The 16,040-nt window shown below is 32.5% G+C and carries 15 protein-coding genes and 1 pseudogene; 11 read left to right on the top strand and 5 right to left on the bottom strand.

The features are described 5' to 3' along the window. The first annotated feature begins 439 nt into the window (after positions 1 to 439). The 5 genes from zapE (at position 440) to AAGD45_RS07065 (ending at position 5,568) form a co-directional block, all read left to right on the top strand. Positions 440 to 1,471, top strand: a complete 1,032-nt coding sequence (gene zapE / locus AAGD45_RS07085) for a cell division protein ZapE (RefSeq protein ID WP_341761213.1) — start codon at positions 440 to 442, stop codon at positions 1,469 to 1,471. Beyond that, complete coding sequence (gene tmk, locus AAGD45_RS07080) at positions 1,461 to 2,078, top strand: dTMP kinase (RefSeq protein ID WP_341761212.1); 618 nt, start codon at positions 1,461 to 1,463, stop codon at positions 2,076 to 2,078. The genes zapE and tmk overlap by 11 nt, the downstream gene beginning before the upstream one ends. Before the next feature lie 5 nt (positions 2,079 to 2,083). Beyond that, positions 2,084 to 4,267 (top strand): 3-hydroxyacyl-CoA dehydrogenase/enoyl-CoA hydratase family protein, encoded by a 2,184-nt coding sequence (locus AAGD45_RS07075; protein ID WP_341761211.1) that lies wholly within the window; start codon positions 2,084 to 2,086, stop codon positions 4,265 to 4,267. 608 nt (positions 4,268 to 4,875) lie between these two features. Next, complete coding sequence (locus AAGD45_RS07070) at positions 4,876 to 5,247, top strand: hypothetical protein (RefSeq protein WP_341761210.1); 372 nt, start codon at positions 4,876 to 4,878, stop codon at positions 5,245 to 5,247. Positions 5,248 to 5,268: 21 nt separating this feature from the next. Continuing rightward, positions 5,269 to 5,568: a hypothetical protein gene (locus AAGD45_RS07065; RefSeq protein ID WP_341761209.1), complete on the top strand. Its 300-nt coding sequence runs from the start codon at positions 5,269 to 5,271 to the stop codon at positions 5,566 to 5,568. Positions 5,569 to 5,979: 411 nt separating this feature from the next. Here AAGD45_RS07065 and AAGD45_RS07060 read toward each other — a convergent pair whose 3' ends face one another. From AAGD45_RS07060 to AAGD45_RS07045, 4 genes are all read right to left on the bottom strand, one after another. Next, positions 5,980 to 6,636 carry a 2OG-Fe(II) oxygenase gene (locus AAGD45_RS07060; RefSeq protein WP_341761208.1) on the bottom strand — a complete coding sequence of 219 codons (657 nt, stop codon included), beginning with the start codon at positions 6,634 to 6,636 and terminating at the stop codon, positions 5,980 to 5,982. A 23-nt stretch (positions 6,637 to 6,659) separates the two neighbouring features. Continuing rightward, the gene (locus tag AAGD45_RS07055; RefSeq protein WP_341761207.1) at positions 6,660 to 6,899 is read right to left on the bottom strand and encodes an exodeoxyribonuclease VII small subunit; all 240 of its coding nucleotides are present in this window, start codon (positions 6,897 to 6,899) and stop codon (positions 6,660 to 6,662) included. Positions 6,900 to 7,380: 481 nt separating this feature from the next. Further along, positions 7,381 to 8,571 carry a fatty acid desaturase gene (locus AAGD45_RS07050; RefSeq protein ID WP_341761206.1) on the bottom strand — a complete coding sequence of 397 codons (1,191 nt, stop codon included), beginning with the start codon at positions 8,569 to 8,571 and terminating at the stop codon, positions 7,381 to 7,383. Between the two features lie 75 nt (positions 8,572 to 8,646). After that, positions 8,647 to 9,099, bottom strand: a complete 453-nt coding sequence (locus AAGD45_RS07045; RefSeq protein ID WP_341755037.1) for a hypothetical protein — start codon at positions 9,097 to 9,099, stop codon at positions 8,647 to 8,649. A 357-nt stretch (positions 9,100 to 9,456) separates the two neighbouring features. On the opposite strand from AAGD45_RS07045, the gene AAGD45_RS07040 reads away from it, so the two are divergent. The 6 genes and pseudogenes from AAGD45_RS07040 (at position 9,457) to AAGD45_RS07015 (ending at position 13,936) form a co-directional block, all read left to right on the top strand. After that, positions 9,457 to 9,918, top strand: coding sequence for a division/cell wall cluster transcriptional repressor MraZ (locus AAGD45_RS07040; protein ID WP_341761205.1), 462 nt, complete (start codon positions 9,457 to 9,459; stop codon positions 9,916 to 9,918). After that, entirely contained in the window at positions 9,915 to 10,865 is a 951-nt protein-coding gene (rsmH, locus tag AAGD45_RS07035) for a 16S rRNA (cytosine(1402)-N(4))-methyltransferase RsmH (RefSeq protein WP_341761204.1), read from the top strand. The genes AAGD45_RS07040 and rsmH overlap by 4 nt, the downstream gene beginning before the upstream one ends. Further along, positions 10,855 to 11,268 carry a hypothetical protein gene (locus AAGD45_RS07030; RefSeq protein ID WP_341761203.1) on the top strand — a complete coding sequence of 138 codons (414 nt, stop codon included), beginning with the start codon at positions 10,855 to 10,857 and terminating at the stop codon, positions 11,266 to 11,268. Before rsmH ends, AAGD45_RS07030 begins: the two co-directional genes overlap by 11 nt. Positions 11,269 to 11,363: 95 nt before the next feature. Continuing rightward, positions 11,364 to 11,507: pseudogene (locus AAGD45_RS07025) on the top strand (palindromic element RPE1 domain-containing protein); the annotation flags it as partial. Positions 11,508 to 11,568: 61 nt separating this feature from the next. Beyond that, the gene (locus tag AAGD45_RS07020; protein ID WP_410521065.1) at positions 11,569 to 13,272 is read left to right on the top strand and encodes a peptidoglycan D,D-transpeptidase FtsI family protein; all 1,704 of its coding nucleotides are present in this window, start codon (positions 11,569 to 11,571) and stop codon (positions 13,270 to 13,272) included. A gap of 115 nt (positions 13,273 to 13,387) precedes the next feature. Then, entirely contained in the window at positions 13,388 to 13,936 is a 549-nt protein-coding gene (locus tag AAGD45_RS07015) for a DUF4410 domain-containing protein (protein ID WP_341761202.1), read from the top strand. A gap of 150 nt (positions 13,937 to 14,086) precedes the next feature. Here AAGD45_RS07015 and AAGD45_RS07010 read toward each other — a convergent pair whose 3' ends face one another. Beyond that, positions 14,087 to 15,757, bottom strand: a complete 1,671-nt coding sequence (locus AAGD45_RS07010; protein WP_341760830.1) for an IS1634 family transposase — start codon at positions 15,755 to 15,757, stop codon at positions 14,087 to 14,089. Between the last annotated feature and the right edge of the window lie 283 nt (positions 15,758 to 16,040).

The raw sequence follows: 16,040 nt of genomic DNA, 5'->3' as shown, positions 1-16,040 counted from the left end.
TTGTTGGAATATGCATTTTGTTGTTGTATAAATAGACAGCTACTTCCTTTATATTCACATATCCTATAAATCGTTGTGTAAACTGTAAATGACTAGACAAAAAAGTACCAGTAAAATTTATATTGTTATAGAACTCTTGCTAGAAAAAACTAGAATAATATTTTAATGAGGTTGCCTTGGTGTAAATTGTTATATATTTATTATTTATTTCAGAGTATTTTTAGTTTATTTTCTAATTTTACCTATACACCTGAGTTCGATATAGGAGATCAGTTTAATAGCCTCGGTGTTGCTACGGCTGGGACTAAAAATAGCCTGGAAGGCTATTAAGTATCATGGATTCCTGCTTTTAGTTAGGAATGACATCACTTTTGCATGGGGAATAATTATTCTTATATCAAACTAGGTTATACTAAATCTAAAATGAGAATGTAATATATTGCCTGAATTAAAATTTGACGAAAAGCAGTTGCTTTTACTCAGCAGAATTAAAGAGTTTGCTAAACAAATTGAAGATAAATCGTTTTTTAGATTCTTTAATAGCAGCTTATTAGCAAAAAAAGCTATATATTTATATGGTAATGTAGGTAATGGCAAAACTGTATTAATGCAATATTTTTTCCAAATATTGCAAATTAAGAAATTAATGGTACATTATCAAAGCTTTATGCAATCGGTACATAAAGATATTTATCAGTTGCAAGATAAATCACAATCTAAAAATAATATTATCAAAATAATTGCTGCAAATTATGCAAAGCAGGCGGAAGTAATATGCATAGATGAGTTTGAAATTAAAGACATAACTGATGCTATGATAATAGGGCAGCTGCTCCTTGAACTCATAAGACATAAGGTGTTTATCTTCATTACTAGTAATATCGAGCCAAAAGATTTGTATAAAGATGGTTTACAAAGGAATTCCTTTTTGCCAATAATTAAAGAGATTTATCAAAAGTTTGAAGTTATGCATTTAGATAGTGATCATGATTATCGATTAGATAAAATTATACACATGACTAATAGACGCATAATATACCCCATTAATGAAGATAATAAGCTTGAGATACAGAACCTTATTAGCAAGTTAAATAGTAATAACCGATTAGTTTCTAAGGATATCCTAGTTTTTGGACGTAAAATATCTTTTAAAATGGCTAGTGAAAAAGTATTAGTAACAGATTTTGAAGAGCTATTTGTAAGAGAATTAGGTTATATTGATTATGTAAATATTTGCCAAAAATTTTCTATCATAATAGTAGAAAATATTCGTATAATAGATTCTGATAACACAGATTTAGCGGTTAGGTTTATTAATTTTGTTGATAATGCTTATTTTTATAAGGTTGTATTATTCATGACACTACAAGATGAACCTATAAAAATATATCAGAATGGTTTTCGCAAAGGTGAATTTAACAGAACTATTTCAAGATTGTATGAGATGAATAGTGATAGCTATGGCAATTAAAAAGGGTAAATTTATTACGTTTGAGGGTGGGGAAGGGTGCGGTAAATCCACCCAAAGTAATATGTTATACCAGTATTTACTATCACAGAATATTCCCGTAGATTTAACACGTGAAGTAGGGGGAACTATTTCTGCGGAGAAGATGCGTGACATTTTAGTTAATCAAGATTTACTACCTATGTCAGAATTGCTGCAAATCATGGCGGCACGTTACGAACATGTTCATAAAAGGATTATTCCTAAACTAGATTGTGGTATCTCAGTTATTTGTGATAGGTTTGTAGATTCTACTGCTTGTTATCAGGGGCAAGATATAGGTCGTGATTTAGTTTATGATCTTCATAAGTCTTTAATATCTGATGTGATGCCTGATATTACATTTTTTATTGATATAGAACCAAATATTGCCTTACCAAGGGCATTAGTGCGAGGGAATAATAACAAATTTGAAAGCAAAAATATTGAATTTCATCAAAAAGTCTATGACGGATTTCAATATATATCAGCCAAATTTCCAAATAGAATAGTAAAAATAAATGCTTCAACTCTTAGTGTACAAGAAATTCATGATATAATAGTTGCGATGCTCGTTACAAAGGTTTGGTGAATAAGATGGAAAATAAAATAGAAAAAATATGTGTTATTGGTTCTGGAGTAATGGGTCTAGCAATAACAGCCTTGGTAGCCAATTCCTCTAACCGAGTTGTTTTACTAGATGTAGTAAGCAACGACCCTAATGATAGGAATGCCATACTTACCAAGGCTCTAGAAAATATAGAGAAACAACGACCACCTCCTTTATCACATCCAAGTAAATTAGCGTTTATTACCATTGGTAATTTAGAAGATGATCTAAAGCTGATTACAGAATGTGATTTAATCATTGAAGTTATTATTGAAAAAATTGCAATAAAACATCTTCTGTATGAGAAGATTCTACCATATCTAAAAGAAGATGCTATTCTAGCTTCTAATACTTCAACCTTACCTTTAAGGAAATTAAAGGAGCAAATGCCTGATTCTATAAAATCTACCATCAGGTCTAGATTTGTCATTAGTCATTTTTTTAATCCTCCAAGATATATGGAATTGCTTGAACTTATTGTAGATTCAGAGGTTAGCTCAGGGGTTATAGAGAGGATATCAGATTTTCTAATACGAGATTTAGGGAAAACTATTATTAAATGTCACGATACTCCAGGTTTTATAGCAAATCGAGTTGGTTGTTATCTACTTGAGCTGGTTGTTCGTAGTAGCATAGATGAAAATTTAAGTCCAGTAATTATCGATAAAATTTTTACTGATTTATTTAAATTACCAAGTACAGGAATCTTTGGCTTATATGATTTGATAGGTCACGACGTAATAAGATTAATTTCTACATCACTAGTTAATTCCCTACCGAATAATGATGATTATCACCAAGTTTACTCAGCATCTTCTATCCTTGATAAGATGATAGAGAATAACTTGATTGGTCGTAAAGCTTTAGGAGGTTTTTACCGTATATCAAAGATAAATGGCATAAAAACTAAAGAAGTCATAGATTTTACAACTTTAACTTATGCAGCATTTGAAGATACCAAGATTGAATATAGTTCTATTGATCAGTTGTTAAATAGCAACTCTAGCTATGGTAAATTTTTTCATGAGATACTAGTGAAGTTTTACTTATATATAACATCTTTAATTCCATCGGTTACTGATAATATTTACGATATAGATACAGCTATGAGGCTTGGTTATAGTTGGAAGATTGGTCCTTTTGAGTTGTTAATTAATCACATAGGAGGAGGATTTGAGTGGATTAAAAAACAAGCAATGCTAATGAATTTAACATTACCGGAATATATCGCTAATAGTTCCTATGAAACTATTGAACTGAGTCGGTTTCATTTGCCTAAAGTCAGATTAGAAGAAAGTAAGATTTTATTGAAGAATGATTCGGCTCAACTAGTTCTGTATAAAAATAGGTTAGTTTTTACTATTAATACTAAAATGAATTGCCTCAATGAAAATGTTTTTAAACTTTTGTTAGAATCTGTTGATTTTGCAGAAAATGAGAAGCAAACATTATATATTATGCCATTAACCAATAATTTTTCAGCTGGTGCTGACTTAAAATTCATTGCTTCCTGTATAAAAAATCAAGATTTTGCTAAATTAGAAGATTTCTTAAAACTTGGTCAAAAAACCATGATAAGGTTAAAATACTCGCATATTAATATTGTTAGCTGTGCTTTAGGTGCTGCGTTAGGTGGGGGCTGTGAAATATTGTTACATTCTGATTTTATTGTAGCTAATCAGGAGTTAAATGCTGGTCTTGTTGAGGTATCGGTTGGCTTAGTTCCAAGTTGGGGAGGCATTAAGGAAATGTTTTATCGTGCAAGTAATGATAAAAGTAAGCTAGTAAAAAATTTAAGAAATATCCTATTACCAAATAAATCAAGTTCTGCTGATTATTTTATAGCTGATTATGATATTACTAACGTGCAAGTAAATATGAATAAACATTTAATACTGCAAGAGGCTTTTGCCTTGGATTTGCCAGAAAAAATAAAGAAAGTAAGCAAGCAAGTTATTTTATCTAAAGTTACTTTAGCTGAAGAATTTGCAGAAACCAATTTTTCAAAGCAGAAGAGTATAGCTGAGTATGATAATCTTCAAGGATGGCTATTGTCAAAGTTTCAAGATATCATTTCCATGCAACAAATTGATGAGCAAAAATTATTGCAATTTGAACGAGAGATATTTTTAGAACTTGCTAAAAACCCTAAAAAGATTTTTGGTTTTTAGAACAAAGTTTACTATACAATACTATATCTTCCAATGAATTCCAAAAATTATCTCTGCTAGAAGATGCATAGTACCCTTGTATCTTATAGTTATTCACTAAAGACAATATTTAAGATACAAGGGTACTATGGTGGCGAACTAGCAAAATTCTCAATAAACTTAATATTCTCACAAATTTTTTTATTAAAAGCACTTTACACATCATAATATCTATTGTATCATATAAAAATATACAGCTCTAAAATTAAAGAGAATTCCTATGTACCCATAAAATTAGACCAAGAAAATGTTATATCCAAGAATAGTAGGATAAAATAACAATAATAAAAAAGATAAAAATTTTATTACAGCAAAGAGAAAGTATAAAGACATTAGAGGTAAAAGTGGCATTACTAAGTAATAAACAATCAAAAAAGTATACTTGAATATGCTCTTCTGCTTTGAAGAATTGGTTCTTGCAAATACTATCGGGTAATTCGCGTACTCACGTACTGCTTGCGTTTGTTCATCCCTTGTTTGTGTCTTCATTCTCCAAAGCATTTGAGTATACCAATCGAGCATTCGAATGTATAGCTTATCTCGTAGAAGGCAATAAAAGGAGGAATGAAATGATTCAACTATTAGCAATTTCTTCAAGTATTTTAATCATTATTGAAATGCTATTGATAGTAATTTGTATTAAGTGGTTATATAGTATTAGGCTGGCATGTACCAATATTTGGCTTATGAGTCAGGATTTCTCGAATAGTTTCATTACAGCCAAAGAAGAAGTAATTTTGTTACATAAAGAATTAAAAGAGATAACCACTCTAACTACCAAGAAAGAACAGCATATTTTGCACATGACCATTCATTTAGATGAAGTAGAAATGGGCGTAAAAATGTTACTTGATGAGTTTAGGAGAATTAGCACACCCAAAGAGAATAATGCATTACAGAAGATACTGGAAGAAACAGTAAAAACAGTCTTGCACAAATAAGATGAAGGCAATTATATTAAGATGCATATTACAGCAAATTATCTATATCAAACTGAATCAGAGACTTTGAAGAGATATCAACAAAGGCTAGAAGATTTAGTACTAATACTTAACAATGAAAAAGAGAGATTGCATCATAGCATTGATGGTATAGATAAAGATAGTATAGAAAAACACATTAAATTTTTACAAGATGAAATAGATGAGTTTGATGCAAAATTGGGTGAAGTAATAGGTGGATTAGTAGAACTAGAAGATAAGGTAAAGATATTAGAGACTGTACCTTTATTGATAACTACCCCAATTCAGGATAAGAATTAATAATTCTTATATCGAACTGGCTTTAATATACTCGATGAAAATCAAGAATTGCGTTGTCGTCTTCAGGGATCGTAGCACAACTGTTGAAAGTTAAAAAATCGTCTATTAGCGAGGAGACCGTAGCACAACTGTCGAAAGTTCAACAAACGTCATTGCGAGGAGGCCGTAGGTCGACGAAGCAATCCATATGACAAGCTTCATGGATTGCCACGCTCACATACGTTCGCTCGCTAATAGACGGTTTAGGGCTTGCAAAGCTCATCGCAATGACGGGTTTTTAACTTTCAACAGTTGTGGTGATGTTCCTGCCTTCGCAAGGATAACATCGGTGGTGGTTAAACTTACATCTATAACAACTAATGGCTGTAATTTTTAAATTGCCCTGTAGCATTTAATGTCCAATAAACCTTATCAGTTAGTGATACCAACATTTACAGAACGACTAAATATATTTTTTAAAAACAATGTTAATTCTCCTCTTTTATTCTTACGCTCAAGATCTTCTATACTATTAAGCCAAGTTATTTGAATGACTCGCCTCTCCCCTTCAAACGGCATATGACCATGCCACGAATTCTCAGAGCGAACAAATACTACAAAAGAACCAAATTCCGGAGGAATAATAGCTGCTGCACTTTCAAAAGTTTTTTTATCCTTTAATACCCGAAAACTCCCTCCATCCTTACCTTGTAACCAATTGTCATTTAAATATAATAAAGCCGTAACAATTTTAGATTTACTGTCATTATGGATTCTGCCATCAGATTTTGTTGACCACCTCCTTATAGTTATCATAAAAGGCTTATCTTTAAGCTCAATCTTTAGTTTTTTAGTCAAGATATCAGCAAGTTTAGGAGCTTGCAATTCTTGGATTAAATTTTTAAAAACTCCCTCATACTTTATACTTTCAAGAGGAAAAAAACCAGCACTTTTTATTTGGGGATAATCGATAGAAATGATATCTTTTTTATCTATATTAATTACATTTTTAGCAACCATATAAGTATAAGGAGAATTAGATACTAGAGCTGATTCCAATTCATCGAAATTTAGTAATGCAAAAGACATAAAATTATTAATTTGTTTTTAAATTAGGACTCTACCTTTTCTATAGCGATGGTTGAATTTGGCAGCTTAGTGATTTTTTCAATCTTTAAGCGAGCGGCTTGTAGTTTCTTTTCACAGTGATCTTTTAGTAAGACTCCTCTTTCAAAACTATTAATTGATGAATCTAAACTTTCCTCACCCGTATCAATTTTTTTTACAATTTCTTTTAGTTCAGCTAAGGCAGCTTCAAAGCTCATATTTTCAATAGATTTTAAGTCTAGCATAATAATTTACCTCCTTCAAATTTACTTATGCTGTGAAGTATGTCCTCAGCCTTGCCTAATTGTGCAGCATAAGTACCCTTAAGTATTTTTATCGTATTTCCAAAATGAATGGCTGCTTCGTCTGTAAATTTTAATCCATATGTTAAAGGCTGGATGCCACAACTGTTGAAAGTTAAAAAATCGTTTATTAGCGAGGAGACCGTAGGTCGACGAAGCAATCTATATGACAAGCTTCATGGGGATTGCCACGCTCACATACGTTCGCTCGCTAATAGATGGTTTAAGCCTTACAACAGCACTTCGCTAATAGACGATTTTAACTTTCAACAGTTGAAGGCTGGATACCCAAAATTGCTATAATTTTTTATATACTCTAGAATAGAAAATCAAGAATTGCGTCGTCATTATCCAAGATTCTAGTGGTACTCCTGCTCACCTCTTGTTTATTGTCCCCATTCTCCGAATCATTTGAGTATATATATTAGTTCCTAATATACTTTCTATCTAGTTTGTTATATAATCTATAAATTGCCATTTCTCGATCTTTAATCTTTTTACTAGCAATTTTTAGTAATCTTTCTGATGACTTTTCAGTTAACTGAATTGATGAATGTAGTTGTTCAGCAAGCTTCTTCAGTGATTCCTGAATTTCCATAAAAGATTTTTTTAATTGAGATTTAATAGATACAGAAGAATTTTCAAGCTCATTAAGCTTTACATACACATGTTCTACTAGTTGATTAATTTTATCTTGCAGTAAATTTAATTGTTGTTTGCGTCCCTCTATTAGGTATTTACTAGTCTCATTTATCTTGGCTTGTATTCTGATTTTGGAAGTAACTTCTAAATTCCAGGCTAATCCAAGTTTGCTCATTACGTATATTATCCATTTATGGACATCAAAATGATACCACTTAGCACCATTACGATAATCTGATGGGAAGGCATGGTGGAAATTATGCCAGTTTTCACCTAATAAGAATAAAGCCATCCACCAAATATCTCCTGCAGTACCTTTATAATATTGTTTACTACCAACGAAATGGCATAGAGAATTGACGCAAAAAGTTGCCTGTTGTTGCAATGCTCTCCCCATACCAATAAACAGGAAACCAGCATATGCAGAATTGATAGTACCACCTATTAAGTAACCTATTAATGCTGGAAATACAATATTCATAAACGCAGCAATTTGCCAATAATATTTTAATTGCCATCTTAGCAATTTATTTTTACCAAGTTTAACCATAGTAACCCGGTCAATTGATTTATAACTTCCATCAATTATCATCCATCCAATATGTGACCATATGAATCCCAAGATTTTATTGTCAAACTTTAGTGGGCTATGAGGATCTTGGTCTTTGTCAGTATAAGTATGGTGTGTGTAATGATTTGAGGCCCAAGACAAGGCTGGTCCTTGTAAAGTAGCAGCTGACATTATAACAAGAATAAACTCCACCGCTGTATTTGTTTTAAAGGCATGATGTGACCAAAGCCTATGTAAACCAACACCAACAGTAATATTAGAACCATAATAACCGGCTATCAGCAAACCTATTTCGAATATACCTATCTTGTGGTTAATGTGATATTTTATAACCAAAAATGCAAGTAAAATTGGGTATATGATAAGCACAAAAAAAGTAAGCCACGAAATTCTTTTTAGCATATATCTAATCTTTAAATAAATTAAATGTTCTTAACTCCATAGTTACAATATAACATATTGCAACATATTGCAATATTACATTTTACGTTTCCATAATTTGTTAAACATCCGTTGTCCGAAATAGAAACTAATAATACCGGCAAAAATAGCCTGATCGTCTATATTCCATAAAACATCAAGATATTCTACAAGGATCGCCGTACTCTGTATGGTTCTATATTGTACATATTTGATGTAGGCATACATAATAAAAAAACTATAGGCAAGGACAGGGCGAACTGACCCATTCAACGCGTCAACCCAATTAACGCCTGATTTATATGTTGAATATAAAGTATTATTTTCAGCAATGTCTTTTGAAGCATCAAGCTCTGTCAGTAGCTTTGTATGTCCTAGTTTATTGATTTCAATTTGTCGATCTAAAAGATTAAGTGCATGTTTTTTATCATTTTGATCCTTTAGAATTTTTAAAATCTCCGGAATAATTGAGCTAATAAAGCCCGTTATTGAAGCAAGTAGTGTAATCATAAAATGCTCATTAAGTTTTAGTATAATATAATTATAGCAAAGTTTTTCTTTGCACTAATACTCGTCATCCACTTTTTTTTAATATTTTTTTATTAATTCTTTGAATCACATATATACGTCAAATAAGTCACAATAGATAAAAATTTATAATTTGTTTATCAACTGTTTAAAACCTTCTTGACTCTATAATTATAGTACAATATCCTGAAAATTCCATATAATCCCAAATTATCCCAATTATAACCAAAAATTAGTTATAACTTAATTATGGGATAATATTTAAGCAATTTTGCTGTCATCCCAGCGTAGGCTGGGATCTGATACCCCATGTGGTAATTATTGAAAGGTAAAGGGTAAATGAATATTTTTTTATCAAAATATATAAACAATATTGATAAGAAAGGTCGGGTTTCGATACCTGCCAGCTATAGATTAGCTTTGTCTAGTCAGTCGTTTAATGGGATTATTGCCTATCCTTCTTTTAGAAATAAGTGCATTGAAGGTTGTAGTTTGAAGAGGCTTGAGGAGCTAAGTCAAATAATCCAAACCTTAGATCCCTATTCTGAGGAGCGAGATGCTTTTGAAACAATCATTCTTGGTGAAGCTATCCAGCTTAGCTTTGATAGTGAGGGGAGGGTGATTCTACCTAAATCTTTAATAGATCACGCTGGTATATCAGATCAAGCTTGCTTTGTAGGGAAGGGATTGGTCTTTGAAATTTGGCAGCCACAAAATTTTGAAACGTATCTTTCTTCAGCTCGGCAAATTGCTCAAAGTAACCGTTTAACACTGAAAAACATTAAGGATATAGTAGTATGATACAAGAGTTCGCATCATCTCATACGCCGGTTATGTTGAATGAAGTTAAAGAAGTCTTATGTCCTAAAGATGGAGGAAGTTATTTAGATTGCACTTTTGGTTTTGGTGGTTATAGCAGGATGATATTAGATTCTTGTAATTGTCAGTTAGTAGCAATTGATTGTGATCCAAATGTTAGAACTTATGCTAATCAATTGGTAAACGATTATCCTAGCAGAGTGAACTTTATTCAGACAGGTTTCGCTGAAAGTTTTTCAAAATTAGGTTCGTTGAAATTTGATGGGATAGTTATGGATTTAGGGGTTTCTTCTATGCAACTTGATTCTAGAGATAGGGGTTTTTCATTTACCCATGATGGTCCACTTGATATGAGGATGAGCAATACGGGATATAGTGCTGCAGATTTTATAAATGAGGCTGATGAACAAGAAATAGCAGATGTAATTTATAAATATGGTGATGAATCTTATTCTCGAAGAATCGCTAAAAAGATTATAGAACACAGGTTATTAGAGCCTATTACCAATACAGCAAAATTTGCCCATATTGTTCGTAGTAGTATAGGTTTTAGAAAAGGTAAAATTGATTCTGCTACTAAGACTTTTCAAGCAATTCGTATTCATATCAATGATGAACTAGGTCAATTAGCAAGATTTTTAGATAATTGCAAGAATATTTTAGCACCAAATGGTCGGCTAGTAATTGTTTCATTTCATTCATTAGAAGATCGAATTGTTAAGAATTTTTTAAAAGCAAATTCTGCTAAGGTAGTTGCTAGGTCTAAATACAGTGTAAAGATTTCGCCTGAAGAAAGTTCTAAAGAATGGCTTAAAATTCTTACAAAAAAACCATTATGTCCATCGCCTAAAGAAGTTGCACTTAATCCAAGAGCAAGGTCTGCAAAGTTGAGGGCTGGACAGAAAATAGGTAATATATATGGTAGTTAGAGTATTTAGTTATATAGTTGTAGGTACTATAATTCTTTCTATTTATGGCTTATTTAGAGTCAAAGATAAGGTCATTAGTTTGCATTATCAGCTTGGGGAAGTTTCAAAACAACTAACTGATGAGAAAAACATGATTCACGTGTTAAAAGTCGAACAATCATACCTTATTTCTCCAGCTAGACTAAGAAAATTATCATCACTTTATTTACAATTAGATACTATTAAGGTTAAGCAAATGATTAGTGACCCTTTAGCACTTAATGAGAGTAAAAAATATGCAAAGGCTAATGAAGTAAGTGGCTCGTATTCTAGTAAAACCAACACTAAATGGCGTTATAAAACAATTGCTAATAATAAATACATACAAACTGTTTCAACTAAAAAAACAGAATATATTCGATGAAAATCAACATTAGTATGGTACTTACATGGAAAAAAAGATGTTATCCTGTTTCGGTGCGGAATCTAAAAAAACACCTTGAAAGACTATTCAGTATTAGACCTCTTGTGAAATTCGCTTGTGCTAGGGAATTTGTAGGAGACACGGAACGCAGAACCGCAGCGTACTCAAATGTACGTGAGGATTCGAGTATCGGATCGACGTCCAAATTACCAGCAGAAGTAGAATTGCACAAGAGGTCTATTATAGATACGCTACTTTCGCAGAATAACATACTAATAAGCCATTAGCAGCAGTATGTAGATGGGTAACGATATATTTTTATTGGTATTTCTAAAAAATACTCTAACTAAGATGAAGAAAAATTTTGGTAGTATTATTTTATGGGATGTAGGTGCTAACAATACCAAAATCAGATTATTAATAGTTAGCTGTTGTTTTGCTATGTTTTTTTGTGGTTTATCATATCGCTTAATAATTGTTGCGACCAATGGCTATGTTAAGCCAGAATATCAAGTAAAAAATAGTGACTTTAGGAAAGAGATAGTAGATCGTAATGGTAACTTATTAGCAGTAAATTTACCTTCCTCCTCATTGTTTGTCAATCCACAGAAAGTAATTAATCCTTCGCAATGTTTAGAAAGATTATCCAAGATATTGCCTGAGATTGATAAAATGAAGTTACTTGCAGAGCTACAAAGTAATAAAAGTTTCGTATGGATCAAAAGGGATTTATTGCCAAAAGAGCAAGAGGCGATATCAAATTTGGGAATGCCAGGTTTTAGTTTTGAACAAGAACAAAAAAGAATCTATACTTTTTCCAATTTATTGTCACATATTATAGGATATGTGGGTAGGGATTTGGTTGGTCTTGCTGGATTAGAAAGAACCTATGATAAGTTTCTAACTAATTCTGACTTTATACAGCCGGATCAACTTAAAAAACCTCTTGAACTATCTATAGACGTAAGATTACAAAATATCCTAAGTGAAGAAATAGATAGGACATTAAAGGAGTTTAGTGCAATAGGAGCGGTGGGAATAATTGTCAATCCTAATAATGGTGAGATTTTAGCTATTGTTAGTAAGCCGGATTTTAATCCACATTATCCTAGTAGAGCAAAGCCAGAAGAACTGTTTAATATGGCAAGTCTTGGTATCTATGAGATGGGGTCTGTATTTAAAACTTTGACTATGGCCGTAGCTTTTGATACTGATTCTATAGCAATGAACGATGCTTATGATATTAGTTATATGAAGGTAGGGGGGTTTAATATCAAAGATTATCATCCAAGGCAAGGGTGGCACAGTGTTCCAGAAATTTTCTTGCATTCATCAAATATTGGTGTTAGCCAAATTATGCTTGAAGTTGGGAAGAATGATTTTAAAAACTATTTAAAGAAATTAGGTTTACTAGATCAGCTTAAAATTGAGTTACCAGAGAGAGGTACTCCTTTGTTTCCATCTGACAAGAGGTGGAGTGATCTTACTACTGCTGTCATGGCCTATGGTTATGGCATTTCAATTAGCCCTTTACACTTTATGCAAGCAGTATTGCCAATAGTAAATGGAGGGATATTATATGATCTGACTCTAATCAAAAGGCACGATGATCGTCTTGTTGGCACGCGTGTTTTTAGTGAAAAAACCTCTAAACAAATGAGTGAGTTATTTCGTTTGGTGGTAAAAGAAGGGACAGGACGTAGAGCCGATGTTAAAGGATATCTTGTCGGTGGTAAAACTGGTACTGCTGAAAAATTAACTTCAGATGGGCATGGCAAGAAAAAATATCTTAAGAATAGCAGAATGTCATCATTTTTAGGTTTATTACCAGCCATTGATCCCCAATATATTATTTTTATAATGTTTGATGAACCAAAAGGAACAAAAGAATCTTTTGGCTTTGCTACTGCTGGCTGGACTGCAGCTCCTACTGTTGGAAGAGTCCTTGAGCGAATGGTATCACTATATGGAATAGAGCCAGTTGAAAAAAGGGGGGGGGTATAATATTTCTTCTGCAGTAATATCAATTATCTAAACCATATTCCAACTGATAATATTTTTCTTTGTTAAATATCTCTTGTCAATATACACTTTATATATTAAGTTACATTGAGGAGTTATGAAAAATATTATCTTTTTAATTTTAACAATAATGCTATCATCTTGTGGTAGTACATCAAGTATACGTAACGCACAAACATCAGAGAGTCGGGTGGATTTTAGTAATTATGATTACATAATTATTAATGATTTTAAGGATGGTACTAGCAAATCTTCTAATGATCCACATGTTATATCAGAAGGTAAGAGATTTGCCGATATGATAGCAAGTTCAATTAAATCTAAAAAATTATTCGACAAAGTTCAACGGAATGTTGACTCTACAGATAGGGCTATACTTATTGATGGAAAAATAACTAAGTATTCTGAGGGTAATGCTGTTATGCGTACACTAATTGGTTTTGGTGCTGGTAGCTCTTACTTTAACGCAAAAATTAATATAAAAGATAACGAGACAAAAAAATTGTTAGGTAGCATAGATGCTAATAAAATGAGTTGGGCATTAGGAGGGGTAATCGCTGGTTCTCAAGATGTTAAATCACATATGAATTCTGTTGCTTTTAACATCGCCTGTGAGTGTGAGACTGCTAAGAAAAAGAAGAAATAGGACAAAAAAGAGTAGTCTAGGATTCATCCTAGGCTACTTGACCGTCCGTACTTCTTGTGTTGCCCCCGACTTCCGCATTTTTTAATAAGGCATAAGCTTAGAAGGCTCATAGTGCTAGGATTTTTAAAATTTAGGCACAACATTATTTTGTTATTTTAAATATATTTCAGCATGGTCTGAACGCTTGATGTTAAAGGTTTTATAGATTTTTCTAGCTTCGTTTTTTATTGCACTTGGTAGTCTATAAAGATCACCAGTCTTTGTATGTCTTAAGATTGAAGCCTGTACTGATATTAATAATTCAACGATGTTAGTTACACTGATCTTTTGGGTCAGAGCAACCTTGTATTCTATAGTTTTAAGCACTGCAAAACTCATATAACACACAGCTATGTGTGCTTCTATCCTTTGTTTAGTCCAGTGAAAAATTGGACGCATTTGTAAATTATGTTTATTGATTCTAAATTGCTCTTCAATTACCCATAATCTAGCATATTTTGCTATTGCTTCATGTGGAGTTATAGTTTGGTCATTGGTGATTACCCCATGTATGCCATCCCACAACGCATCCTGCTCTATCTTCTCTGCGTCAATATAGCTCTTGCCATTTTCACTAGAAGTATATTTTTTTACTCCACTATTAGATATAAGTTTTTTAGTACTACCAGACTCACCAATAGTCTTATTAATTTTATCTAAAATTTTTTGTCGCTCCTGTGCATCATTAATAGCCCTTTTAGATTTATAACTGGTAATTAGACGTTTACCATCATGCTCTAGATCGGCAATCCAAGTAAGATCATTGCCTATAACAGTAGGCTTATAGTTTTCCTCTGATAATATTTCTTCTTTCTTTTCTTTCTTGAGTGTTTTAAGCTTTGCTGCCACAATATAACGATAACCACCTTCATCGAGAGCTTGCAAGTTAGCTTTACTAAACATTGCACGATCAGCAATAAAACAGACATCTTTAACTTTAAGATACGCTTGCCAGCTGTTAATTGATTTAATTAAGGTGCTAACTTCTGCGGTATTACCACTAAACAGCTCATAGCCAAGTGGTAATCCATCCTCATTAGTTGCTAGGGCAAGAACTAGTTGGGTAGTATTAAAGCGATGATCTTTACTATAGCCAAAGGCTCTTAGCTCATCTATTTCTACTGATTCAAAGTATAGTGTAGTGACATCAAAAAATACTAGGCTAATCTCTTTATTAGGAATCAGGGTTAGGGTGTTTTTAAAGCATAATTCTTTAATTTTAGGTATTTGCTCATGTAATTTGTCCATCATCCGATAAGTAGCATCTAGATCATGATGCCTGTCAAATTGATCGCTTAAATACTCAACTATCCCTTTTTTACTATTTGGTCTTACCATACGGGCTAACACTAAATCCTTCAGCATCCCAGCGTCACGTTTCCTTGCTAGTAACTGGTTAAAATGCATTTGATCATAAACATGCCCCCCTATTTGATGCACTCCTTCAACAACTCGCTTGACTTCTACAACCTCATTTAGTTTTACTTCGTTAACAGGTAGAATATCTTTTAACAACTTGTTAGTTGGACGACCTCTTTTAACCTCGTTAGTATCATCAGTAAACAAATTCCTCTGCCCAATTGCAGCTTCTCTCTCAGCTTTAATCTTGGCAATCAAATCTTGTGCTAGGGCAACTAATTTAGCTTCTTCTACTTCATCTATGAAGACTCCTAAATGACGTACTATACGCTGTTTGACGTTACCTTTACTATCACGATAACCTTCCACTATTTGAATAGATTGCCTTGGACTATTAGGAGTTTTTTTACGACGTATGTACATATTAGGGCTATAAAATATGGGGCTATATTCAATTAATTAAATAATAAACAACATCGCAGTTAAAGTCAATAATAAAATATCTACTAGGCACAACAGAACGAGAGTACCACTTCACCTCCTTACTAATGCCACTTATAACAACTAATATCAAAAAATCTGCGGAAGTCAGGAAGAAATAGGACAAAAAAGAGTAGTCTAGGATTCATCCTAGGCTACTTGACCGTCCGTACTTCTTGTGTTTCCTTAGTTTCCTTCAAACTCAAAAGTTGTTTTAACAATTTGT

It is taken from the genome of Candidatus Tisiphia endosymbiont of Thecophora atra (assembly GCF_964026395.1).
GTDB lineage: Bacteria > Pseudomonadota > Alphaproteobacteria > Rickettsiales > Rickettsiaceae > Tisiphia.
The sequence above is the reverse complement of the archived record's forward strand: the minus strand, read 5'-3'. Positions and strand labels throughout refer to the sequence as shown.

What these genes read in the sequence shown, in the direction of transcription:
- tmk (WP_341761212.1), top strand. Translation starts at nt 1,461, where the DNA reads ATGGCAATTAAAAAGGGTAAATTTATTACGTTTGAGGGTGGGGAAGGG.
- AAGD45_RS07075 (WP_341761211.1), top strand. Translation starts at nt 2,084, where the DNA reads ATGGAAAATAAAATAGAAAAAATATGTGTTATTGGTTCTGGAGTAATG.
- AAGD45_RS07070 (WP_341761210.1), top strand. Translation starts at nt 4,876, where the DNA reads ATGATTCAACTATTAGCAATTTCTTCAAGTATTTTAATCATTATTGAA.
- AAGD45_RS07065 (WP_341761209.1), top strand. Translation starts at nt 5,269, where the DNA reads ATGCATATTACAGCAAATTATCTATATCAAACTGAATCAGAGACTTTG.
- AAGD45_RS07060 (WP_341761208.1), bottom strand. Translation starts at nt 6,636, where the DNA reads ATGTCTTTTGCATTACTAAATTTCGATGAATTGGAATCAGCTCTAGTA.
- AAGD45_RS07055 (WP_341761207.1), bottom strand. Translation starts at nt 6,899, where the DNA reads ATGCTAGACTTAAAATCTATTGAAAATATGAGCTTTGAAGCTGCCTTA.
- AAGD45_RS07050 (WP_341761206.1), bottom strand. Translation starts at nt 8,571, where the DNA reads ATGCTAAAAAGAATTTCGTGGCTTACTTTTTTTGTGCTTATCATATAC.
- AAGD45_RS07045 (WP_341755037.1), bottom strand. Translation starts at nt 9,099, where the DNA reads ATGATTACACTACTTGCTTCAATAACGGGCTTTATTAGCTCAATTATT.
- AAGD45_RS07040 (WP_341761205.1), top strand. Translation starts at nt 9,457, where the DNA reads ATGAATATTTTTTTATCAAAATATATAAACAATATTGATAAGAAAGGT.
- rsmH (WP_341761204.1), top strand. Translation starts at nt 9,915, where the DNA reads ATGATACAAGAGTTCGCATCATCTCATACGCCGGTTATGTTGAATGAA.
- AAGD45_RS07030 (WP_341761203.1), top strand. Translation starts at nt 10,855, where the DNA reads ATGGTAGTTAGAGTATTTAGTTATATAGTTGTAGGTACTATAATTCTT.
- AAGD45_RS07020 (WP_410521065.1), top strand. Translation starts at nt 11,569, where the DNA reads ATGGGTAACGATATATTTTTATTGGTATTTCTAAAAAATACTCTAACT.
- AAGD45_RS07015 (WP_341761202.1), top strand. Translation starts at nt 13,388, where the DNA reads ATGAAAAATATTATCTTTTTAATTTTAACAATAATGCTATCATCTTGT.
- AAGD45_RS07010 (WP_341760830.1), bottom strand. Translation starts at nt 15,757, where the DNA reads ATGTACATACGTCGTAAAAAAACTCCTAATAGTCCAAGGCAATCTATT.